This is a genomic window from Microcoleus sp. D3_18a_C4, assembly GCF_036702415.1.
Lineage (GTDB): Bacteria > Cyanobacteriota > Cyanobacteriia > Cyanobacteriales > Microcoleaceae > Microcoleus.
Genome location: NZ_JAUBTI010000049.1, coordinates 1 through 20,858 on the forward strand (window position 1 = coordinate 1; position 20,858 = coordinate 20,858).

Sequence of the window (20,858 nt, forward strand, 5' to 3'; positions counted from 1 at the left end):
GGGCGTCCCGCCCGTCCTTTTTGGACGGGCGGGACGCCCATCCCACAATAACAATTAAAATTGTAAGTTATTTAATTTGCGATCCTAAATAACTTTAATTGTTAGCGAGCTTTCAGTAGGGTGCGTCAGCTAGTTAAATGGTGAAGTAGGAGCGAAAAACTGAGAACTACTGACGCAGCCTAAGCTGTTGCGTGTTTAAATTGCATATTCGGGACGGGCTAGAAGCCCATCCCACAATAATTTGAGTGATTTTTGACACACAATTTAAATGGAGAACAGCTTACTGTAATTTAATTAATTAGGTTCTCTGCCCGAAGCACTGAGCCTCTCGCGGGCAAAACTCTTCCAAATACTTAATTCTGGAAGTTTCCACGCCACACCTTCTTGTTGTTGGCCTTGTGTCGAGCAATTAAGGCATTTTTGCCAGCAAGAAAGAGCTGCTGTTGTATCCCCTTTTGCTTCGAGAACTTGTGCTAGCAAGCAGTGTGCTACAGTATAGGATTTATCTAATTCAATTGCTTTTTGCAAGTGAGTCTCGGCGTCACTGTAAAGTTGCAGCCCTAGATAAGCCCATCCCAAATTTTTGTGGAGCGTGACTTGCACCATTTTGTCATTAACTTTTGGCAAAATGGAGAGAATTAGCTCTACCGCTATGTCAAAATTTTCGCTCAGAATTTCCAATCGCGCTAAATTATTGACAGCAGCACCGGCAGCGCGACTGTTTTTATATTCTGCTGCTTTTTTGTAGTGCTGGCGAGCGTTGGACAAATCTTCGAGTTTTTCGTAGGTTGACCCTAAATTGTAGTTAGCTGCTGGCAGTTCTGGATTGTAGCGAAGGGTTTGTGTTAAATAACATTTTGCCGTCTGTAACTCACTCTCTAAGTATTTCTTGTAACCAATTTGATTCAGGTATTTAGCGATTAATTGATGGGTGACAAATAGCCTAGCCTGCGGGCTGACTGTCAGGCGTTCTTCCCCAGACTCGGTGAGGGCTTGCAGGAGCGATCGCTCGATTAGAATTTCTACAGCCAGTTTCAATTCTGATAAGTCTTCAGCAAATAGTAGACTCGATTGCAACTCGCTAAGGGTGGCGGGTTTATTGCTCGCCAAACAAGACAATACTTTTACTTCTAATTCATGAAAATCCTGAAATTTCTCCTCAAAATAATCTCGGACAATGCCCTCAATAACCGACGGAGTTTTTTTGACGAGTTGTGCTAAATTGCCCGCTAACATATCTTGAGCGTGAGTGACGGCTATTTTTAATAGGAGGGGATTACCGCCATATAGGTAAATGAGTTCTGATAGTAAATTACTCTCTGAAGTAGAAACGTGGGGGGCGGATAAAATGATTTCTTTGGCATCCTTTTCAGGTAATTCTCTCAGTTCTAAATCTCGACAATGTAAGGTTCTTTCTGCTAAATTATCGAGTTCTATAGGGTGAGTCCAACTGATGAGAAGCAGGCAACTTTGGTGAGAGGTTTGTGCTATTTGTTGGAAGAGTTCCCCGTAACTTTCGTATCCGGGACGGTATTGTCCTGGTAGCTGTCCGCTTTCGAGGATAGTTTCGACTTCATCGAAGACTAATAAACAGCGGGTTAAACGCAAATATTCTATTAACTGGGAGATGAGTGAGTTGCTGGGTTTGGGAATGTCGATTTCTGAATGATGAGAGAGGAATTGCAAGATGTCTGGCAATAGTTTTTCAAGGGGGCCAGATGTGGCGATATTTCGCCAGATTATGGTTTGAAATTCCCCTTGAATTTGTTGTAGAGTTTGGGTAGCTAATGCTGTTTTGCCAATCCCTCCCATGCCACAAATTGTGACTACTCGACAACGGTTTGTCACTATCCATTTTTTGAGAGTTTCTATTTCGTAATGCCGCCCGTAGAAAGGTTCTTTAGCTGGGACTTCTTCCCAATCAATACGCGGTGAGAATTGAGGGATAGTTGTGTCTTGGAAGCGGGTATTCTCTACGACGGTTGGATAAACTTCGCGGTCGGTTGTAGCATCGTGACGGTTATTGGCAACTTGTTTCTGGTATTCAGTTACGAGAATTTGCTGGAGTTTGGCTAATTTTCCAGGCCCGGCACCTTGAACTTCAAATTTTTTATATACTTCTCCCAGGCGTTTTTGTAAGGCATCTTTGCGAACGCGAAGCTGGTCTGAAATATCAGACATGGATTCGCCTTTGATTGCTCTTGATAAGACCTCAAATTCGTTTTCGGAAATGCCAACTTTAGTGGCTAAAGTTATTAAAAAATCTTCGGGAAGTTTCATACTACGTTGAATACAGGTATTACAAAGCGGGCGGTTCTATTCAAAGATAGCTGGGAAAGGACGGGGCGATCGCGCGAAATCAGCGAACACAGAAATTTTGGCATTGGAAACAGAGGTTTCTGGGCTGTAACTTGATTATATGGGCTTTTTTCTCACTTAGAACGCGATAAACGAGATAGACAACAGAAGAAATGAGGGGTGGGGCCAACCAAGACTTCTGGGCTGTAACTTGATTATATGGGCTTTTTTCTCACTTAGGACGAGGTAAACGAGATAGACAACAGAATCATTGAGGGGCGATCGGCTGAAATTTGGAGCAGTTGCTCGATCGGGATACTTGATTGGTGGAGGTTTAGAGCTTGTTTCAGTTGCCGTTAGAGGCAGGACTGTTTCATTCTCCTGTAGGGGCAAACCCCCCGTGGTTGCCCCGATCGCTGAAATGCCCAATTTATCCTGTCTGGGTCAGGGCGGGCACGGGGGCTGGGCGGGCACGGGCCTGGGCGGGCACGGGCCTGGGCGGGCACGGGGCAGGGCGGGCACGGGCCTGGGCGGGCACGGGGCAGGGCGGGCACGGGGGCACCGCCCCTACAAAATCCTGGTTTTTCTGAGAAACCGCCCTGCCATTAGTGGGGCTAGAGCCTTTTGAAATCGACTTTTGAGGGTTTTATCTCACTTAATGAGATGTTTTTGAGCATTAGCTTGACAAACTAGAACTTAGCTTGATACATTAATCTCAGTTAGGCGCGGTGGATGTTTCAGAAAGTCGGCGCAGCCGGAGAGCTTTCTGAGTTCAGCGAACCTGAATACAGTTTCCCCCTCAGCTTTGCATAATTTTTGGGTTTGACCCTGGTTAATCAGTAGATGTCGAAACCAGATTTACCTGTGAAAACTGCTGGACTAAAACAAATGATGAGTATCGTTACTCGATTGGAGAGTAAAAAGCCATGTTTAGGTGCGTCAAGTTGATAACCGCTTTACCGACGATCGCGCTTCTGTCTCTTTTCAATCTGTTCCCGAGGGCGATCGCCCAAGAGTATCCGGGGTGTTTTCAGTTGAATTCTCAAAGAAAACAGTATCAATCTCTCGATGAGCTTTGTCGATTTCCCAAACCACCTGAAAACACGCGGAAGCCAGACCCTTTTAGGGTTCAGCTCGTGAATGGACTGGAGTTAACTGGATTAGCGATGGAAAATACAGGAACTCAGCGATTTCTTGTAGGGCGGTTAACCAACAAGCAAAGTAAGACGGCTAAAGTTCGGTCTATCAGCGTTCAATTTATCGATAAACGAGACGGAGCAGTAGTCGAATTTTTGACTGTTCGGCTTGGCGGTGTATTAGCTCGCAATCAGGGTTATGAATTCAGGAGCATCATGGACAATGCTCTTCAACTAGGCGATCGCAGTAACAATGATTTGTCAATCAAGTTTTTGGAGTGGGACTAGGTAAGATCCTAGAGATCAAACTTAAACCCATACCAAATCATTCAATAAATTAGAAAAAATTAATGAAATGAGTAAATAAATTTTTGGGCTGGTTTCATTGAATCCCTTTGTTAAACGGAAGTCAAGACCCAAAAACCCAATTCTCTGATTTTTAATTCCTCTATATACAGACTAGGAGCGACATTATGGACGAGTTTGTTAGGAAAGCTGCTGGACTAGGATTGCCTGTAATTTTACTTCTAATTGTGATGGCAACTACAGGTTTTGCAGGAGCGGCCGCAATTACGACGGCTTTGGCAATGTTAGGTGGGCCAGCAGGAATGTTCGGTGGCATTGCTTTGCTAGGCATCATCGGTTTAGCGACAGAAATGTTATCTAAGTACGGTCTTGAAGCGCTGTTAATTGGAATTTACAGGCAGCGCATTCAAAATGGAGAATCTCATGCTGCAATTTGCAAAGAAATCCGCCAATTACCACTATCTGGAGATTTGAGGCGGAGACTTGGGGAAGAGTTTGGCTTTTAGTAAACATGAGATGAGCAATTGTATTTGTAAATTGCCCAAGATAGATCGCTGCTAATTGCTTAGAGAATCAAATAGGAGGAACAGATGGAGAGCGAATTGATTGGAGAGGTTAGATTACGCAACTGCCACCTAGTCTACCGTGAAGGCTCAAACTATCGAGTAGATGTGATTAAGGATCAAAGACCTACAATCGTATTTACAAAAAACATTACTTGTGAAGTAGTGGAGTATTTGTACAATCAACTCAAGGGACATCAAGTTAATAAAGATGAAGCAGCAGATGTCCTCAAACCAGTTGCCAGCAAGTTAGATTTACCTTACAGCTATGGCCATCAGCTTGCCTATTATACGCAGGAGGTTTTAGTGGTACTTGTGGCGATAGGTAGAGCAAGTTTGAGTCAACAAATAGGTCGAGGTTGTTGTTATACAATTTTTCGGACGTGCTAAATCCTAAAAGGAGGCGATCTAATAGCTTTTCCGAACCGCCAATAGACAATAAATATGAAATCTAATCAACTCATCCAAATCAGCGGTACACCTGGTCAAATTGTGGGGATTGTTCCCGTTCAAAGTAATGGCACAATTACGGTTAAATTGGCTGGCGAAATGTTACAAATCAGCTCGGAATCTTTTTTCGGATTAGAAACAAAAGAGGTGTTTATTCCGATTGAGGATGTTAGAGCGATTGAAACAGGAGAGGGTTGTACTTGGTGGCTGTTTTGGTTAGGAATTCCGACTCTCAGTATTTTTATCGGTGTTGTCTTTATTATTCTTGCCTTCATTGTCAAACAGCGGTATCTGACTATTTACAGCAGTCGGGTTAATGTGATAGTATTTCACAGGAAGGGAGAAAAAGTGGCTCAGTTTAGAACTGGTGTTTTAGAGGCTCGCTATTCTAAGTCTCTGGCGATCGCTAAACCGCCCATGCCACCACCGCCATCACGTCCTTTGAATATTTGATTCAAGAGAGTAGATATCATATCAAATCCGCGCTTGATCGTCGGGCGTAAAATCGAGTAGACCTCTTGCAAAAATCCTTTCATCAATTAATGGGACGGGCAAGATGCCCGTCCCACAAGAGTTATTTTTCTTGTGGGATGGGCATCTTGCCCGTCCTAATTATTTTTGCAAGAGGTCTAGTCAACATTCAACACTCAACCATCATTGAGTTTTGCGACCCCGATTTAACAGTTAACAATTAACAGTCAACTATTATGAGGAGTGCAACCGGAATTGATATCATAATCCAAATGTCCTGAGTTTATGGTGCTCAGCAAAATAAAAATGCTCGTGGTGCGGGCCCCATATCCCGGATGAGGAAGACGCTTATACTCTCATTTCTACCACAAATCCAGGAGAGCCAATCTTTTATAAAAAACCGGATTTTTTAGAGTAAGTCTTATTTAAATTAACAAAACTACGCCTGCTGTTGCTAGCAATAACAGAATTCCGGCTGCACCTGCTAGCGGTTTCGCTGCTATTCCTGTAATCCATTCTGGTACGGTAGAAGTAGGTTTAATTGCGCCTTCTGTATCTACGGTAGTTATACCCCAAATCCAAGCTGCGTGAATGCCGATCGCCAATCCTAAACTGCCATTGTCGGCGATGCGGGCTAATGTTAAAACCATCCCCATCAGCCACAATCCTGGCAGTTGCGGTAGAGTTTCTTTGGCGGCCCAAATTAGGTGGGCGATCGCGAAAATGAAACTGGCGATCGCTGCTGCGATTAGCACTGAGTAATCTTGCTGGAGGATTGTTTGCAAGCAGCCGCGAAAGATTAACTCTTCTGTGGCGCTAATCCACAGTCCTAATAACAGAGTCAGCAGACTAGCAGGGTTAAAAATTAAAGTCCAAACATTAATTTTTTGTTCGCCTGTTTCTGTGGAAGTTTCGCTTTTTTTTAGCTCGACCCAGCCTGCGGTTAATTGCAGACCGAATAAAATTACTAAGCTGATTATTCCTAATCCTAATCCCCGCATTAATGACATCAAAACTGCGGGTTTCCAATCCCAACCCCAGTGGGCAAAAGATGCGTTTTCGATCCAACTTGTCGCCCATAAAATGAAGGGGACAATCACGTAGAGGGAAGCTAGTAAAGGTAGTTTTTTGTTCCCCAGGGGTTGGGGTGGATGCCATTTGAGGGCGATCGCCAGCACAATCGCTGCGGGAAGCCACACAACAATCCAAGTCGAGAAAAAGAAGATTATTTTAACAAGGGCTGGTATTGACGGCGACATCAATTGCAGGTTGTTTATACTATTCCACATTTAAGGAGTTGCAACTATACTACTGTTGGCTGTTGGCTGTTGGCTGTTAACTGTTAACTAATGACTGTTAACTAATGACTACTGCCAACTGCCAACTGCCAACTGACTACTGCCAATTGACTACCGATCGAGCTTGCGCTGAATTTGCCTCAGAGACTGGTACATTTCCGGCAAGCGGTTGTAGACGGCTGCGGCTTTGAGAAATAGTTTGTGGGGAATTGCTGGAACGCCCGTCACGATCGCACCTGCGGGCACGTCGCTGTGAATTCCGGCTTTAGCAGTGGCGATCGCCCCATCTCCGATTTTGGCTTGATTAGCAATTCCTACTTGACCTGCCAAAATTACATTGTTGCCAATTTTTACTCCGCCAGCCATGCCAACGTGAGCGGCAAACGCGCAATTTTTCCCGACTTGACAGCCATGACCTACCTGCACTAAATTGTCGATTTTTGTATTCTGGCCGATGCGGGTTTCTCCGACAGCGGGCCTGTCGATCGTGCTGTTGCAGCCAACCTCAACGCCCTCTTCTAATACAGTGCAGCCAGACTGCTCCATTTTCACCCATCCTGTGCCTGTCGGCACGAACCCAAAACCTTCGGAACCGATCGCCGCACCGCTGTGAATCACGCAATTTGCCCCGATGCGAGTACGTTCGTGAATGACACAATTAGCGTGTAAAACAGTGCCTGCGCCTATTTCCGCATCAGGGTAAATTACGACATTTGGATGAATGCAAACGTTGCTGCCAATTTTGACTTTTGCTTGAATAACGACGTGGGGGCCGATATAGACATTTTCACCAATTTCTGCTGAGGGGTGAACGACGGCTGAGGGATGAATTTCCGATGCTGGGCGAAACGGTTGATAGAAAAGGGCGATCGTTTGAGCAAACAGCAATCGCGGATCTGCGGCGGCAATCCAAGCGATATTGCGATCGGTACATTGAGCTTGGAGGCTTTCATCTAAGGGTAAAATTAAAGCCGAAGCATTTGTAGTGGCTGTATGAGGGGCAAATTTAGCACCTTCTATGTAACTGATTGTGCCGGATGCAGCTTCATCAACAGGGGCCGCGCCTGTAATTTCTGGATCGGTAGCAACCGACGCTGTGAGGGTGCGACTGGTGGCTAAGTTAAGTTTTTGTACTATTTCGCTAAACTTCATCTATAAAAATTTTTTGTTAACACAGATGGATCATAGTTAAAATTACCAGCTTTAGAGCACGATCTGAGCAGTTGCCATTGAAAAAACAAAAACCCCGATTTCTGTAAGAAGTCGGGGTTGTAGCGATCGATTATTTTTGGCAATTATTTTACAGAAACAGCATCTACGTCAACGGTGCTGCCTTTGGCTTCAGAATAAGGGGCACCGGTGGCTTCGGATGCTGAAGCTGTCTCTGTTTGACGAGATTTAAAGTAGTCGATCGCCATTTGGGATACTTCGGAAATCAGCAACACAGCAATTGCCACATCGTCAATTTGTCCGATGACGGGGAGAAAGTCTGGGGCTATGTCGATCGGGCTTACCAGATATGCCAGGGTTCCCAGAATAATCCACCAGCGGTATTTGGGGTTGCGGAGGGTGTCGCGATACCAGTTGTAAACAGATTGTATAGAAAAGTTCATGCGGTTGTCCTCTACTTATATTTTCAATCTTGACAAATTCTCGCTCGAAATGCTTGTGGAGATATCCCCCCTAGGGTTGGCAAGAGACTTCTACCTGGGAGTATAGGGAATTGGGCTGGAGGGATTTGTCAAGCTGTGTCGGAAGGGCGGGGACTCTTGACAACGCCCCTACAGAAACCTGACAGATGAAAGCTGATGGAATTTATCTGTGTTTATCTGCGTTGATTTGCGGTTGCAAAAAACATTCATATTGTTGACGGTAGATTCGGCATCTATTACTTGTATATCGTGATTAAAGCAAGTTACTTAAATTGGGATTTTTTCACCGCAGATGTCAGCAGATAAACACAGATGAACGCTGATGGGATTTATCTGTGTTTATCTGCTGTTTCAAATAACTTCATATTTTTATCTCACGAATTTTGAAAGATCCATTTTTGGTCGCCGATCGCAATTTCGCAGCCATTTGGTAGCCAAAAAGGCTCGTTAGCAGCCAGCCTCTGCCCACCCACAAAAGTGCCGTTGGAACTGCCGCTATCGACAAGCTGATACCGCTGTTTGCCAATTTCGTCAGTGGCCCGGCGGATTTGAGCGTGGTAGCGCGAACTTTGCGGATCTTGCAATACTAAAGTGTTGGTTGGTTCGCGTCCAATTGTAAAGGGATTGGCTGTTAGGGCGATCGCTTCTCCAGAAAGTTTGTAGATTAAATATGCGGTTGTTTGCCGATCGCTGCTTGCGAGTACGGTTGGTGCAAGTTGGGGAGGATTTCTGTCAGGAGGGAGGCTGTTTTGAGCAAGTTGTTGTGTTAGTTGTTGTAAATCGCGATCGAAACCCGCTGCTGTGTCTGAAGCTGGAAGACTCGCAGGAGAATTACCTGAAATTAAGTTTAACTGCTGTACGGGAGATTGAGGAACAATCGGACGGCCTGCTTCGGCAATTCTCATTTGCAGGGCGGCGGCATTTTCTGCTTCCTGTCGGGCACTCATTCCCTCAACTTGGCGAATAACTCCGTTGGTTTCGGGAAAGCTGACATCGCCAATTCGCACGTCTTCTAAGTTAAAACCTAGGGTATAAAAATCTTGGACGCGATCGAGCAAATTTTGGCGCAGCAACAGCCGTCCTTGACTGATAAGCTGTTGTAGGGGTATTTGCCCGATCGCTAATCCCATACAATCCTTAACTGCACTTGCTAAAACAGCTAAAGGATCGGACAATTCCAAAGCTACTCGTTTCGGATCTATAACTTGATAAATAACAGTCAGAGTGGCATCAATTAAAAACCGATCCTTAGACAAAAAATCTCCGTGCGACTGTACATCCAAATTGCGGAGTTTGGTGTCTACGATGACAATTTGACACTGTTCCAACAGGGGAAGGGCGAAGCTGAAATGCCGCCCGGATTTCAGGGTACGCACGGCGCGGCCGTTTTTGACCAACAAACCCGTGTAACCCGCCCCTATAAAGTCCATACTAAACCCGGCCCAGCGTTCTGGAGTTATCGTTTGAATCAGGGGAGAAGCGTTGTTCATGGGAGGGAGTTGAGGGAGGGGAGATTCTATTTTTAGGGTAACAAATTGCTGCGGGCGAGCGATCGGGCGGTGTGCCGGTTCCGCAACCTCTATTCTATACTTCTGGACTCCCCACGATTCAGGCCGGACTGGATCTAGCTTGCATCTAGTTGATGGTGGGGGCGATCGAAATACTGTTTGTAGGGTGCGTCTGATCCTTCCAACCTGTTGAAATCGAAAGAATTAATGTCTAACGCACCCTACAATTTGCTGCAACTGTGACTATTTGTGCTAATATTAAAGAGCTTAAACATTACTGATTAAGAGCATTTAACTAAGATGTCTAAGGAATCAGTCATCACAGAACATATCGAAATTACGCCTGGGGTACTTGGTGGTAAGCCACGCATTGCTGGCCATCGAATTGCTGTAGCACACATCGCCGAAATGGATCTGAAAATGGGAATTTCTATAGAAGAAATTGCCGGCAAGTATGACTTACCACTTGCCTCTGTTCATGCTGCAATGACCTATTATTACGATCGTCGAGAAGAAATCGATCGTCACACTGCTGAAAGTCGAGCTATTGTGGAAGAATTAAAGCGTAATAGTCCACCATCTCCGTTACAAGACAAATTGAGGGCAATTAGAGGTGAGTGAGCAAATTCGTTTTCATGTAGACGAACATATTGACTCTAATATTGCGCGCGGTTTACGTCGTTACGGGATAGATGTGACGACAACAGTTGATGCAGGGTTGCGTACTAAAAGCGATGAGTCACACCTAGCCTTTATTCGCGAATAGCAGCGCGTGATATTAACTCACGATGATGATTTTATAATTATGGCAAGTTATACCACCGATTATCCGGGAATTGTCTATTGTCCTCCTAATTCTCGTTCTGTTGGCGAGATTATCCGTAGTTTGATTTTAATTTATGAAGTCTATACACCTGAAGAAATGATCGGGAGGATTGAATATATTTGACATTATTGTAACGCGATCGCACTTTCGGAAAATAAGGGCGATCGTACTTTAAGATTGAGGAGGGGAGAGGGGCGATCGCATCTCGATTTGCTCACTGCTTGTTAACGCCAGCCTAGCTCGTACTTCTACTGCTGAAAAGGTTTTTGTTTGTTGTCCGCGCTCGTTGATAAATGCCATCAAATCTTAATTCTAGCGAGTTAGTTCAATTTGTTGATCAAAGTTATTAATTTCTGTGCGCTTCGCTTTAGTTTTCATTAACTTCTCTGCCTTCCAAATTTTCAACTATTTTAGCAATCAGTGGACGATAAATGGTGTTATCTAAGTGTCCCTTGTACCACTCCTTATAATCTCCACTATTATATAAATGTTCTTCAATCAGTCGAGCCTCTTCCAGTAGAATCCACAAGTTATGAGTAGCTCGATTACAAAAACCTTCCATACCACTTATTTTAAGTCCATTTAATTTATACTGACGACAAGCTGGACAGAGACATTCCTCTAGTTTTTTTTCCTCTTCTTGACTGACTTTACGACCTCTCCAGTTTCCTAAAGGAGCGACAATTCGCTCTCCGGTTCCAGGCAATTGTATCATCCCCCGCGCCGCCCGACTGCGCCAACCGCTTGAGTCTACTGAGTTAATGCTCAATAAAGCGGCTAAATGTATAGTTGCTGTCCCACCAATGCCAAAAACATGAAGTTTTGTATTTTTAAATTCTTCGCGTATATGTTGAATGCTAGATAGAATTTTCTGATAAGGTATTGCTTTAGGAGCGCGTAGTAAATTTGGTACAATGCCACCCAACGCAATATATGGTTTTGCTAAGAATTCCTGATGTGCTTTGATTTCATTTACATAATCTTCAAGCAATTCGCTAATGTGAATAACAGGAATGTATGATGGATGGTCTTTATAAGCCAGATTCATTTCCATTGTCCGCTTAAAACATTGTTTCTGCTCCTTAAATGTCATTTTGGGAGTAGGAATAAAGTCTTGAGGAATTGGATACCAGTCTGGTTTAGCTTTTTCTACAAACTCTTCATACTCTTTTCTTGGCGTTTCACCATCACGTTTTATAAAGTAAAAAGCACCGTTATCAAGATAAATTTGAACCTGAGTAGGAATACCCAGAGATTCGTGCAGTCCCTTTTCCATTGCCTCACGCCTGCGTTTAGGCATTTTGTGAAAATCCGCGTAGGAAATCATTACCGCGTGTAGCTGGGGAAGGTAATACTCTGAGGTTCTATCCCATACACGCGGTTTGATCCCTTTTAAACTGATGCCAGCGACAATTTCCAAATAGTTTATCCCTTTGTCTGTTTGGAAGATTTTGCTTTTTTGGAAGTTTCCGCGTGGGCTTCCTCCAAAGCATCGAAAGCATCTTTTTCTTCTCGTTCGCCTTTGGAAGCAGGTTCTTTTATTTTTACCAGGACAGGAAAGCTCGTAAGTTGTCCAGATAGAATTGCTTCACCATTTTCTAAATCTGGAAGCATCTTTACTTCTTCCTCACCTAAACTTTCAATTACCCTACGGACAAAATTTTGGTCAGCAGGGTTAACCATACGCATGATGATGTATGAGTTACACATGGCGAGAGTGGTTTCATCCAGTCGGGAAGGGCGCTGACTAATTAAAATCAAACCAACACCAAACTTCCGTCCTTCTTGAGCAATCTGTCTGGTAACATTAATAGATCGTTGTTGTGCTGGTGTATTGGCTTTTCCAGGGGCAAAGTTATGAGCTTCTTCAAGTAGTAGAAGCACTGGTAATTTCAGCTCATCTCTTACCCTTGAATCAAAAATGTTGTCAGAGATAATACTGTAAATTGTTGCTTGAAATTCCTCTGTATAGCCAGCTAAAGAAACCACACTTATTTGACCATATTTAACTAATTCTTTTCGGTCAGTTGGTAACGGTTCAGCACCAGTACGAGCTATTTTTTGATTTGTTTGTTCCATACGTCGTAAAGCCCCTGCTGCTGCATAAGTGCGCTTTTTAATTGCTTCTAGTGTGCGTATGTCATTTTTTGAATAGCTTGTGAATCCATTCCAACCCCAGTCTTCTAATTGTTGTCTATCATTTTCACCATCATTGTCACGCAATGCTGCTTCACCGGCTTCTGCCATCTGAGCAATTAACCACAAATTAGGTTGCACACCATATTGCTTTAAATCAGGTTTGTTAATGCGTGTAGCCAACCAATCGACTCGCTCAATCATCTCTTGTGATTTGTCTTTTATATAAAAAGACTTAGCTACCTGAAAGACATCGCTAAAACGAGTCAGCATGGTAGACGTTAGTTCATATCCAAGATTACTCACAATTTGAGCTACTGTATCGCTGTCTTCTTCAAAAATAGGAAACTGTGCGTAGTAGCGATGCACTCGTTCTTTAAATTCTGGAACATCTGCTAAACCCGTGTAATCTCCATGAGGGTCAAATATTACTATGGGATAATTTTTCGCAGCCAACTGCTCGATAACTCGCCTCGCTGCCCAACTCTTGCCAGCACCAGTCATGGCTAAAATTGCTAGGTGACGGGTGACAATGGCATGACCATCTACTGTGACATTTACTTCAGAACGGTTGGAAAGAGTAGCAATGTCTAAAGCTCGATTTTTCTTGTCTTGCAGTTCCCCAAGAACCACGCGAGCAATGTCTACTGATTCAGGCCGGTAAGCAGTGGAAGCCGGTTTAGGAGGATAACGAAGTTTATTTAGCTTACCACCTCCCCTACGATCCGCAGGTTCAGCACCTAATACTTGACAAACCGCTGTCACCATTTCCACAGTTAATGAAAGCACTGTATCTAATGGATTTGTCCGGGTAGCAGCCAACTCATGTCCTGCTTCAGTTGGGAAAAGAGGATTTATCCGTTCAATCGTTTGAACTTTAGCCCAAATACGAATTTGTTCTACAGTGGAATTATTTTCTGATTGACGCAATTCAGCATCTACAGCGATGATGTCTTGTTCGCGGACAGATTCAGGTGTTACAGCTAGTCGAAACTCGCGACTTGTACTTTCGCCTACCAACGTCCCGACCGAACGATTAGGTGCGACAGAATTAGGAGATGAATTGTTGGGTTGCGGTGTTTTTTTTGCAGATGTTGCCATAAGTTTTGTTCTCTTCTAAACGTTAGGACGGAATAACCAATCCCGCTTGGTCATGTAAATTGACTGAACTATGATGCGTCGCATTTGAGCGTCAGTAATCTGTCCATTTTGCAAGCTAACACTCAAATGATACTTGATTAGCTTACTATAAGACTCAGTTAGCCAGTTGGGAATCTTAGCGTATTTGTCAGCAATGTCTAATCCTACGGGAAAAGCATATCCAGGCAGCACGCGAGCATACAAATAAGCGCGTCGAGCAGCTTCTATAATCTGGTCTTTACCTAAATCAGCAAAAACTTCTACTCTAAATGGTTCAGTAGTTTCAGAAACTTTTACATAGCACCCTTGAACTTTAGGAAATCCAATTTTATTAGATGATTTCAGGCAACTCCAATCTGCATCGGTTGTATAAGACTCATCAGGTAAGGAAATTTTACCTTTAGTTAGTCCGGCATATTTATTTTTGATGTCCCAAGGTTCTGAAAACTGACCGGGTTCCAACAACATAGATAGCAGGAGAGCATCTGTATAGCCTAGTCTGTCCAACAAAGCTTTCTCTGATGTTATATCTTTACGCTCATATAAATTATTAAAGTAATTTTCATTTCCTTTATCTCGTAAATTTCGGAAGATTCTTTTAAGCAAAATGGTTTCACTGAATTCTCTTAATTCTCCCCCTCGTTCAACTACGCCAACAATAATTGTTTTGGGTTTTCGTTTCCTGGCTTCTTCAATTAATTGACGATACAGAAATGCCATCCATGACAAAGGTTCAAATAGTCTTCTTTTTACCCAATCATTAGATCGGTCTGGCGCAATTTGTGAATAAATATCTAATTTTGCTTCTCGCATAAACTTTTCCTTAAGCTCAATAGCTAATTCAGGTTGTGCGTAGTGGCTCAAAAAAAGGTCAATGTCTTTTTCCGTAAAAGGAGTATGTCCAGCATAGGCACTCATCATGTAAATCAGCGGGCCATGAAACATTAAAACTCGTAAATCAGGTGTCCGTTTTAAAGCTGATAGACCCCCTAAAAGTTCGGCAGTAATTCGGACAATATCAGGGAAATCTTTGCGTTCTTTACTACCACCTTCTAAATCGCCAAAAATAACGGGATAATAACCAAACTGTTCGCGTTCAGCCAGATTACGTTCCCCAGTTCGTACACGATAAGAACCTACTCGTAGAAGAACAGGAACAGGACTTGACATTTGAACCTGACCTAGACCCCCATCAATAAAGGTGACAACTTCACCCTGAACCTTCTCCCAATTTAGATCGTTGATGGCTTTAGCATTAAGTATTTGCTCTCTTGTTCCTAAATCCGCCTCGCGCATTGCTCGTCGCAAGTGTGTGACAAATTTTGCAGTATTTGCAAAATAGTGATCCCGCAAACTCTCCGCAACAAGAAGCGCATTTTCCTGTAACTTAATCATCAAGTGAGGCTGACTTTGTAAATCTGCTCTCACGCCTTCCTCAGTTAAACGATAATCTGGGCTATCTGGTTGATTCATTCACTTCTCACTTCAATACCTAACTGGATTAGCATTCGCCTAGCCGCACTTGAATGAAAATCACTGACAGGCAATCCTGTCAAGAGACTTACCACCCACTTCGGCGATACTCGTTGATCGCCAACTAACACATACCACGACTGGTAACAACCAGGGTTGCCCTTGCCTTCCACCAACGCTTGACGCACTAAATCAAGCACTTTTCCTGGTGTCAAAACAACCTCAATCCCTTTAAGACTTGCTTTCCCTTGGGGGACAACAGCCTGTCTACTAGCTAGTTCCGGGGGCTTCCCGTACAGCCAATCATGCAAGGTTGCCAGCTTTTTACCCAAAGAGCCTGTAGCAATTCGCACAGCTAATCCTGATTTAATTAGCATATCGTATTTATCCAGTGCAAGGAAATAATCTTGACCTAGACAAATGCAAAGTTTCTGGTATGACTTTGCGCTGAGGATATCTTCAAATTTAGCAATGACCTCTGGCTGCAATTGACGCGATCGCATTTTTGTCATTCGTTGGTCATAATTTGGAATCTGATAGTCACTGGGTATCAAGCCAAACTTCGCTGACAAAATATATATCTCTAACCGTGCTGATGGTTGTTTCCGCAGAAAACGACGCAGCAAACGGAATGTTGGGCCATCATAGCGCTCAATAGCAGGCAGCGAATCAGCATCCGAACGTTTACGCTGCGAGCAAGCCAAAATTAGCAGATGTCGCAAATTCAGAACTCACTATATGTTATTCATGTTATTTACCACATTATTCTATTTCTTGCTTTACAACTAGCGTGATGAAGTAGAGGTAGCAGATGCGATCGCCCTTTCATTCCCTAAAAGCGATCGCCCTTGTGACAAGACATTATAAGTGCGATCGCCACATCCTAAGCAACACCATAGCTCGTAAACTGCCTTGCATAGGGAGGCTGAAGCCCCAAAACAATATCCTCCCGCGCCACACCCATCAGCACTAACTCCTCAGCAATCAGTTCATCGGTTTGATTGCGTTGAATCCAGACTTTCCCATCTTTGATGTCTAAGTGGATCGGGCAACTATAAATCCGATTGTGACCGTCCCAACCTAAATCTAATATCTGATAATGGTCATGTTCGGTGTCAAACAAAACCTGGATTTCTATGTCACCATTGATGGGTTTACTTTTGCTATATTCCATCAGAAAATTGCGAACAATCTGCCGATATTTAGTTAATCTATCCATTCCACAATCACCTCATTAGTAGGGTCATATAGCAAAACCATTTGATTTGTAAACAATGGATTCAATCATCACAAGCGTTTCAGGTTTTTCTACATTGACGACTCAAATAGACTTGCTATATACTAACAACTTTAAATCGTACTCAGCTATGGCCGCTTGGGGCAAAGCACGAGAGAAAAATGAATTATAAGCAGCGATCGGAACTGCCAAATAGAGCGATCGATCTGGCTCCAAATTTCTGAGTGCTAGTCGATAATTCAAAAATTGACCGAGGGCTAGGTGGAAATCAAACATAGCTGATTCGCTCAGAAAGCTTTTAACCTCCACCGCAATCTTCTGCACACCTCGCTCTGCGGCTAAAAGCTGTTCCGCCCCCAAGTCAATCCTGAGCCGATCGTCTTCGCTAAACTTTAGCTTCAGCGGATCGTGGGTAATTACCCAATTATCCTTCAGGAGAGCGGATTTCACAGACTCATGGAAAACATCCCTAGCCGACATAGACTTTACTCAAATACCTAGTTTCCATTCTATCCAAACCCACGCACTTAGGAACTTATACCAATTTTTTATGAGGCTGCATAGAATCCGATCCCCCCTAGCCCCCCTTAACAAGGGGGGGACAAGATTCCGATCAAAGTCCCCCTTCTTAAGGGGGATTTAGGGGGATCGAGATATGTGCAACTTCACATTAAATTGGTATTAGCACAAATAGTATTATAACACTCAACCAAAATGCCAAGAATCAAATAAGCGCGATCGCCCTTTCATTCCCAAAAACCGATCGCCCTTTCATTCACCTGACCAAAAAAGCCGCACACTCAACATGAGAAGTCTGAGGAAAGAAATCCGCCGGCTGCACTCGCGCTAACTTATAATCCCCATTTTCGCACAAAATCTTCAGGTCGCGAGCCAAAGTAGCAGGCTTGCAGCTAACATAAACAATGCGATTTGGCTTGATTTCCTTGATAGCTTCCAAAACCGCGCGATCGCACCCTTTCCTCGGCGGATCTAGCAGCACAATATCCGGTGTCAATCCCAAGGAAGGCAGCAAACTCTCTACAGTTCCCGCCTGAAACTCGACATTTCTCACGTCATTTAACTCAGCATTTAATTGGGCTTGTTCGATCGCCGCCAGTTGCACTTCTAAACCTATGGCTATTTTTACTTGTTTTGCCAGGGGTAAAGTAAAAGTACCAATGCCACAGTAAGCATCAACCAAAACCTCGTTTCCCTGCAAATTCAATTCCCCTACCATCACCTCTAACAACGCTTCAGCAGCCTCTGTATTTACCTGAAAAAAAGTATCGGCCCTTAGCTGAAATTTCAAACCAGCAAAGCTTTCTCGCAGATAAGAACGACCCGCAATGCAGCGAGTTTCTGCACCAAAAATCACATTAGTTTGAGCGGGATTTATATTCAAACAAACCCCTGCAAGTTGAGGATATTGTTTCAGCCACTCTGATGCTTGCTCTTCGATCCCCGGCAAGTCTCCAGTGCGAACTATTAAAGTTAGCAGCATCTCGCTGGTGCGCCGTCCGATCCGCAAGGACAAGTGACGCAATTCTCCTGTATGTTTCTTTTCGTCGTAGACTTGCCAATCCCGCCAGTGGATGTCTTCTTTGACTTCTTTTAACAAAGGATTGAGGCGCGGATCTTGCACCGGACACTGATTGAGATTGACTAATTTGTGGGTGCTTTTTTGATAGTAACCTGCTTGGACTTGACCTGTTGCAGATATGGCCACGGGATAAGTCGCTTTGTTGCGGTATCCCAAAAATTGGGGAAATCCCTCGATTTTTCCCGTTAAAATTTCATCCACTTGGGGATTGCTAAATCCGCCAATCCGTTCTAAGGCTTGAATGATTTGATTTTGCTTGGCTGCAAGCTGATATTGATAGTCTACGTGCTGCCACTGACAGCCGCCGCACTTGTCGGCGACAATGCAGTTAGCTCGGATGCGGTGTTCGGATGCTTCCAGAAGTGTGTCCAGCTTGCCTGTAGCATAGGTGGATTTGACTTGCACGAGGCGGACAAGGACTCGATCGCCCGTCACGGTATCGGGCACAAACACTACTAACTCACCAAAACGACCAACTCCGTCGCCGGTGTCTGTCAAGTCGGTAATCTCTATCTCAATCAGTTGACCTTGCTGGCAAGGGTTTGCCAATTTCGTCGAGTTTGGGGTCGGGAATTTAGATTTGGTCACAAGTAGTCGTGGTAGGATTTAATATGGTAATGCAATATCGCTCTCTCTTTCCTGAGATAAGTCGTAGCGAAGCGGGGCTCCATCCATCGCACTCAAGCTCAATAGCAGCCCGTATTCCTGCTGCTGAACGTCTTGCTGCTAAAGCCAAGCTTCAACCTGCAAGTCAAGCCTGCCGTGAGTTGTCTCGATCGAGCCTGTGCGATATGCTGTTGGGGCGAGCTAGCAAAAACTCGTTAAACAGTCAAAGTGTCTGCCGACATCAAAACTCTCAATCGCAGTTTTTGAGTTTTTCTCGCCGTACCCTGGAACACAGGGAAACTGGCTTGAACATCAAGCATAACGTTTGCGGAGATTTACCCGCTACTTCTAATGTTGATAAATGTTAGAAGCAAAGTAAATCGCCCAACCAAGAATCTCATCTTTAACGGATGAGAATGTCAATTAATCTTACTCTCAAATATCCTCAATTTTTTTGAATAACAATGAGCGTAGTTAGCCAACTAATTCTCCAAGCCGACGACGAACTTCGCTATCCCAGTACCGGCGAACTTCAAAGCATCAAAGATTTTTTTAAAACCGGAGAACAGCGGGTGCGTATTGCTACTGCGCTGTCTGACAGTGAGAAAAAAATTGTTGAAGAAGCTAGCAAAAAACTCTGGAAAAAACGCCCTGACTTTATCTCCCCCGGAGGTAATGCTTACGGCCAACGCGAACGGGCTTTGTGTCTGCGCGACTACGGCTGGTACTTGCGCCTGATTACCTACGGTATCTTGGCGGGTGACAAGGAGCCGATCGAAAGCATCGGTTTGATTGGCGTTCGGGAAATGTATAATTCTCTCGGCGTTCCTGTTCCTGGCATGGTCGAAGCTATCCGCTGTTTGAAGGAAGCTTCTTTGGCTTTGCTCAATCAGGATGATGCTAAGGAAGCAGCTCCTTATTTTGATTATATCGCTCAGGCAATGTCTTAATTGCTTTGGCGATCGCTTTCATGAATGTGGCGGAGCATTCGCGGGTGATTTTTGGGGTGATTTTATCTCGCAATTGCTCGCAAATGTTTCGCTTCTGTTTTTTAGCAAGGAAGAGTTGACAGTTGACAGTTGACAGTTGACAGTTGACAGAATCAAAGGCAAGGGTTTGAGCAATTAACAGCGTCCTCACGGTTGGGTGCGGTTGCTAGTGTTAGGAAATCTGCTTGATTTCGGCTAGGAAGCAATGCTGTTTAAGCTTTCCCAGATGTTGAGTTCGTCTTGTTTTTCAATGCACATTTGATTTAAAAAGTCAAGTGTTTTTGGGAGATATTGTTTTTTGAATTTCCGGCTGTCGTACTGAATGGATGTTTTGAGCTGCGAGAGTTCTCCAAGGGTGGGGCAGGTTTGGATATGATGGGCGATCGCATTTTGCCATTCTTCCAGCCTGCGGTAGCTGACAAACAGGCCGCCTCTATCCCGATGGTGGACGAAAACCACGAAAGCCCATGATTCGACTCGCTTAATCAGGTTTTGGCTGATTTTGAGCATTTGGGCGATCGACCTGACGGTGATGCGGAGCTTTTTCGAGGGTTGGATGCGGCGAAATAGTGGTGTCATGGCTGTATACTCAGGGCTTGAGAGGCAAGTTCTGTTTAGACTCAATTACATCTTACTCTATATCAGATTCTTATCTCACTTGTGCAACAATATTTAATGGAAACTCAGATGTTGTTCGTACAACCCTCAATCATTGATGCTGTGCTAGTTTGAGAGTTAATGTAGGTGGAAAAAATGTCAGCACTCTCTAACAACGCTGTGGTAGACAATCGGCAGGAATTGCGTCCCGTTCGCTTCACGGAGACGGGGCGGATGCGTTTGGGCAAGATGTTAAAGGCTGCAAGACAGACAATAGGTTGGTCTGTTAGCGAAACACAGTTCAAAACAAGGGGGTACGAAGAGGCGCTGTTCACAGCGACAAATCAACCCGTCCCCAAAGATGTGGGTATCAGTGCCGCAACAGTCAACCGTTACGAACGTGGGAAGCTGGATAATTTGGATTGGCGATCGCTCTCTCTGTTATGCTTTGTCCTCAAGCCGATCGATCCGGTGACTGGGGAAGCCCTGGAACCGACAAATGCGCTTTACATCGCGTGCGAACATCCGCCCTACAACGATGCGAAGCTCTACGACTAGATTATTTGCAGATA

General features: G+C 44.2%; 22 protein-coding genes. 9 read left to right on the top strand and 13 right to left on the bottom strand.

The window, feature by feature from the left end; all coding sequences use genetic code 11:
* Window positions 1–294: 294 nt before the first annotated feature.
* On the bottom strand, window positions 295–2,280 hold the full coding sequence (locus QUB16_RS20150; protein ID WP_333318804.1) for an NB-ARC domain-containing protein: 1,986 nt from the start codon (window positions 2,278–2,280) through the stop codon (window positions 295–297).
* Between the two features lie 944 nt (window positions 2,281–3,224).
* On the opposite strand from QUB16_RS20150, the gene QUB16_RS20155 reads away from it, so the two are divergent.
* From QUB16_RS20155 to QUB16_RS20170, 4 genes are all read left to right on the top strand, one after another.
* Complete coding sequence (locus QUB16_RS20155; protein ID WP_333318806.1) at window positions 3,225–3,722, top strand: hypothetical protein; 498 nt, start codon at window positions 3,225–3,227, stop codon at window positions 3,720–3,722.
* A 185-nt stretch (window positions 3,723–3,907) separates the two neighbouring features.
* Window positions 3,908–4,246: a hypothetical protein gene (locus QUB16_RS20160; RefSeq protein ID WP_333140654.1), complete on the top strand. Its 339-nt coding sequence runs from the start codon at window positions 3,908–3,910 to the stop codon at window positions 4,244–4,246.
* A gap of 84 nt (window positions 4,247–4,330) precedes the next feature.
* On the top strand, window positions 4,331–4,693 hold the full coding sequence (locus QUB16_RS20165) for a hypothetical protein (RefSeq protein ID WP_333318808.1): 363 nt from the start codon (window positions 4,331–4,333) through the stop codon (window positions 4,691–4,693).
* A gap of 54 nt (window positions 4,694–4,747) precedes the next feature.
* A complete protein-coding gene (locus tag QUB16_RS20170) occupies window positions 4,748–5,206 on the top strand; it encodes a hypothetical protein (RefSeq protein WP_333204951.1) in 459 nt (152 codons plus the stop codon).
* 443 nt (window positions 5,207–5,649) lie between these two features.
* Here QUB16_RS20170 and QUB16_RS20175 read toward each other — a convergent pair whose 3' ends face one another.
* From QUB16_RS20175 to QUB16_RS20190, 4 genes are all read right to left on the bottom strand, one after another.
* Window positions 5,650–6,513: a CPBP family glutamic-type intramembrane protease gene (locus QUB16_RS20175; protein ID WP_333318810.1), complete on the bottom strand. Its 864-nt coding sequence runs from the start codon at window positions 6,511–6,513 to the stop codon at window positions 5,650–5,652.
* A 120-nt stretch (window positions 6,514–6,633) separates the two neighbouring features.
* Window positions 6,634–7,674, bottom strand: a complete 1,041-nt coding sequence (lpxD, locus tag QUB16_RS20180; RefSeq protein ID WP_333318811.1) for a UDP-3-O-(3-hydroxymyristoyl)glucosamine N-acyltransferase — start codon at window positions 7,672–7,674, stop codon at window positions 6,634–6,636.
* Window positions 7,675–7,817: 143 nt separating this feature from the next.
* Window positions 7,818–8,135, bottom strand: a complete 318-nt coding sequence (locus QUB16_RS20185; RefSeq protein ID WP_333154981.1) for a YkvA family protein — start codon at window positions 8,133–8,135, stop codon at window positions 7,818–7,820.
* Between the two features lie 413 nt (window positions 8,136–8,548).
* A complete protein-coding gene (locus QUB16_RS20190; protein ID WP_333318814.1) occupies window positions 8,549–9,664 on the bottom strand; it encodes an SPFH domain-containing protein in 1,116 nt (371 codons plus the stop codon).
* 318 nt (window positions 9,665–9,982) lie between these two features.
* On the opposite strand from QUB16_RS20190, the gene QUB16_RS20195 reads away from it, so the two are divergent.
* A complete protein-coding gene (locus tag QUB16_RS20195; RefSeq protein ID WP_333154983.1) occupies window positions 9,983–10,303 on the top strand; it encodes a DUF433 domain-containing protein in 321 nt (106 codons plus the stop codon).
* Window positions 10,304–10,487: 184 nt separating this feature from the next.
* Window positions 10,488–10,631 (top strand): hypothetical protein, encoded by a 144-nt coding sequence (locus tag QUB16_RS20200; protein ID WP_333154984.1) that lies wholly within the window; start codon window positions 10,488–10,490, stop codon window positions 10,629–10,631.
* A gap of 244 nt (window positions 10,632–10,875) precedes the next feature.
* Here QUB16_RS20200 and QUB16_RS20205 read toward each other — a convergent pair whose 3' ends face one another.
* The 7 genes from QUB16_RS20205 to rlmD form a co-directional block, all read right to left on the bottom strand.
* The gene (locus tag QUB16_RS20205) at window positions 10,876–11,928 is read right to left on the bottom strand and encodes a hypothetical protein (RefSeq protein ID WP_333318816.1); all 1,053 of its coding nucleotides are present in this window, start codon (window positions 11,926–11,928) and stop codon (window positions 10,876–10,878) included.
* A gap of 5 nt (window positions 11,929–11,933) precedes the next feature.
* Window positions 11,934–13,745, bottom strand: a complete 1,812-nt coding sequence (locus QUB16_RS20210) for an ATP-binding protein (RefSeq protein ID WP_333318818.1) — start codon at window positions 13,743–13,745, stop codon at window positions 11,934–11,936.
* Between the two features lie 15 nt (window positions 13,746–13,760).
* A complete protein-coding gene (locus QUB16_RS20215; RefSeq protein ID WP_333318819.1) occupies window positions 13,761–15,257 on the bottom strand; it encodes a DNA double-strand break repair nuclease NurA in 1,497 nt (498 codons plus the stop codon).
* Window positions 15,254–15,979 carry a DUF6884 domain-containing protein gene (locus QUB16_RS20220; protein WP_333318821.1) on the bottom strand — a complete coding sequence of 242 codons (726 nt, stop codon included), beginning with the start codon at window positions 15,977–15,979 and terminating at the stop codon, window positions 15,254–15,256. The genes QUB16_RS20215 and QUB16_RS20220 overlap by 4 nt, the downstream gene beginning before the upstream one ends.
* Before the next feature lie 161 nt (window positions 15,980–16,140).
* Window positions 16,141–16,476: a XisI protein gene (locus QUB16_RS20225; protein ID WP_333318822.1), complete on the bottom strand. Its 336-nt coding sequence runs from the start codon at window positions 16,474–16,476 to the stop codon at window positions 16,141–16,143.
* 102 nt (window positions 16,477–16,578) lie between these two features.
* Window positions 16,579–16,974, bottom strand: a complete 396-nt coding sequence (locus QUB16_RS20230; protein WP_333318824.1) for a XisH family protein — start codon at window positions 16,972–16,974, stop codon at window positions 16,579–16,581.
* A 295-nt stretch (window positions 16,975–17,269) separates the two neighbouring features.
* Window positions 17,270–18,682 (bottom strand): 23S rRNA (uracil(1939)-C(5))-methyltransferase RlmD, encoded by a 1,413-nt coding sequence (gene rlmD / locus QUB16_RS20235; RefSeq protein WP_333318826.1) that lies wholly within the window; start codon window positions 18,680–18,682, stop codon window positions 17,270–17,272.
* Between the two features lie 23 nt (window positions 18,683–18,705).
* Between rlmD and QUB16_RS20240 the strand changes: the two genes are divergently transcribed.
* Window positions 18,706–19,068, top strand: a complete 363-nt coding sequence (locus QUB16_RS20240; protein WP_333318827.1) for a hypothetical protein — start codon at window positions 18,706–18,708, stop codon at window positions 19,066–19,068.
* 96 nt (window positions 19,069–19,164) lie between these two features.
* Complete coding sequence (locus tag QUB16_RS20245) at window positions 19,165–19,650, top strand: allophycocyanin subunit alpha-B (protein WP_190746013.1); 486 nt, start codon at window positions 19,165–19,167, stop codon at window positions 19,648–19,650.
* A 234-nt stretch (window positions 19,651–19,884) separates the two neighbouring features.
* Here the strand turns inward: QUB16_RS20245 and QUB16_RS20250 are convergent, their stop codons facing one another.
* Window positions 19,885–20,268, bottom strand: a complete 384-nt coding sequence (locus QUB16_RS20250; protein WP_333318829.1) for a hypothetical protein — start codon at window positions 20,266–20,268, stop codon at window positions 19,885–19,887.
* A 174-nt stretch (window positions 20,269–20,442) separates the two neighbouring features.
* On the opposite strand from QUB16_RS20250, the gene QUB16_RS20255 reads away from it, so the two are divergent.
* Complete coding sequence (locus QUB16_RS20255) at window positions 20,443–20,844, top strand: helix-turn-helix transcriptional regulator (protein ID WP_333108046.1); 402 nt, start codon at window positions 20,443–20,445, stop codon at window positions 20,842–20,844.
* The last annotated feature ends 14 nt before the right edge of the window (window positions 20,845–20,858 follow it).

Bases quoted from the DNA above. Each gene is read 5' to 3' on its own strand.
- QUB16_RS20245 (WP_190746013.1), top strand. From the start codon at position 19,165: ATGAGCGTAGTTAGCCAACTAATTCTCCAAGCCGACGACGAACTTCGC.
- QUB16_RS20215 (WP_333318819.1), bottom strand. From the start codon at position 15,257: ATGAATCAACCAGATAGCCCAGATTATCGTTTAACTGAGGAAGGCGTG.
- QUB16_RS20160 (WP_333140654.1), top strand. From the start codon at position 3,908: ATGGACGAGTTTGTTAGGAAAGCTGCTGGACTAGGATTGCCTGTAATT.
- QUB16_RS20250 (WP_333318829.1), bottom strand. From the start codon at position 20,268: ATGACACCACTATTTCGCCGCATCCAACCCTCGAAAAAGCTCCGCATC.
- QUB16_RS20200 (WP_333154984.1), top strand. From the start codon at position 10,488: ATGGCAAGTTATACCACCGATTATCCGGGAATTGTCTATTGTCCTCCT.
- QUB16_RS20210 (WP_333318818.1), bottom strand. From the start codon at position 13,745: ATGGCAACATCTGCAAAAAAAACACCGCAACCCAACAATTCATCTCCT.
- QUB16_RS20165 (WP_333318808.1), top strand. From the start codon at position 4,331: ATGGAGAGCGAATTGATTGGAGAGGTTAGATTACGCAACTGCCACCTA.
- QUB16_RS20225 (WP_333318822.1), bottom strand. From the start codon at position 16,476: ATGGATAGATTAACTAAATATCGGCAGATTGTTCGCAATTTTCTGATG.
- QUB16_RS20150 (WP_333318804.1), bottom strand. From the start codon at position 2,280: ATGAAACTTCCCGAAGATTTTTTAATAACTTTAGCCACTAAAGTTGGC.
- QUB16_RS20190 (WP_333318814.1), bottom strand. From the start codon at position 9,664: ATGAACAACGCTTCTCCCCTGATTCAAACGATAACTCCAGAACGCTGG.
- QUB16_RS20195 (WP_333154983.1), top strand. From the start codon at position 9,983: ATGTCTAAGGAATCAGTCATCACAGAACATATCGAAATTACGCCTGGG.
- QUB16_RS20185 (WP_333154981.1), bottom strand. From the start codon at position 8,135: ATGAACTTTTCTATACAATCTGTTTACAACTGGTATCGCGACACCCTC.
- QUB16_RS20230 (WP_333318824.1), bottom strand. From the start codon at position 16,974: ATGTCGGCTAGGGATGTTTTCCATGAGTCTGTGAAATCCGCTCTCCTG.
- QUB16_RS20155 (WP_333318806.1), top strand. From the start codon at position 3,225: ATGTTTAGGTGCGTCAAGTTGATAACCGCTTTACCGACGATCGCGCTT.
- QUB16_RS20170 (WP_333204951.1), top strand. From the start codon at position 4,748: ATGAAATCTAATCAACTCATCCAAATCAGCGGTACACCTGGTCAAATT.
- QUB16_RS20175 (WP_333318810.1), bottom strand. From the start codon at position 6,513: ATGTGGAATAGTATAAACAACCTGCAATTGATGTCGCCGTCAATACCA.
- lpxD (WP_333318811.1), bottom strand. From the start codon at position 7,674: ATGAAGTTTAGCGAAATAGTACAAAAACTTAACTTAGCCACCAGTCGC.
- QUB16_RS20240 (WP_333318827.1), top strand. From the start codon at position 18,706: ATGGTAATGCAATATCGCTCTCTCTTTCCTGAGATAAGTCGTAGCGAA.
- QUB16_RS20255 (WP_333108046.1), top strand. From the start codon at position 20,443: ATGTCAGCACTCTCTAACAACGCTGTGGTAGACAATCGGCAGGAATTG.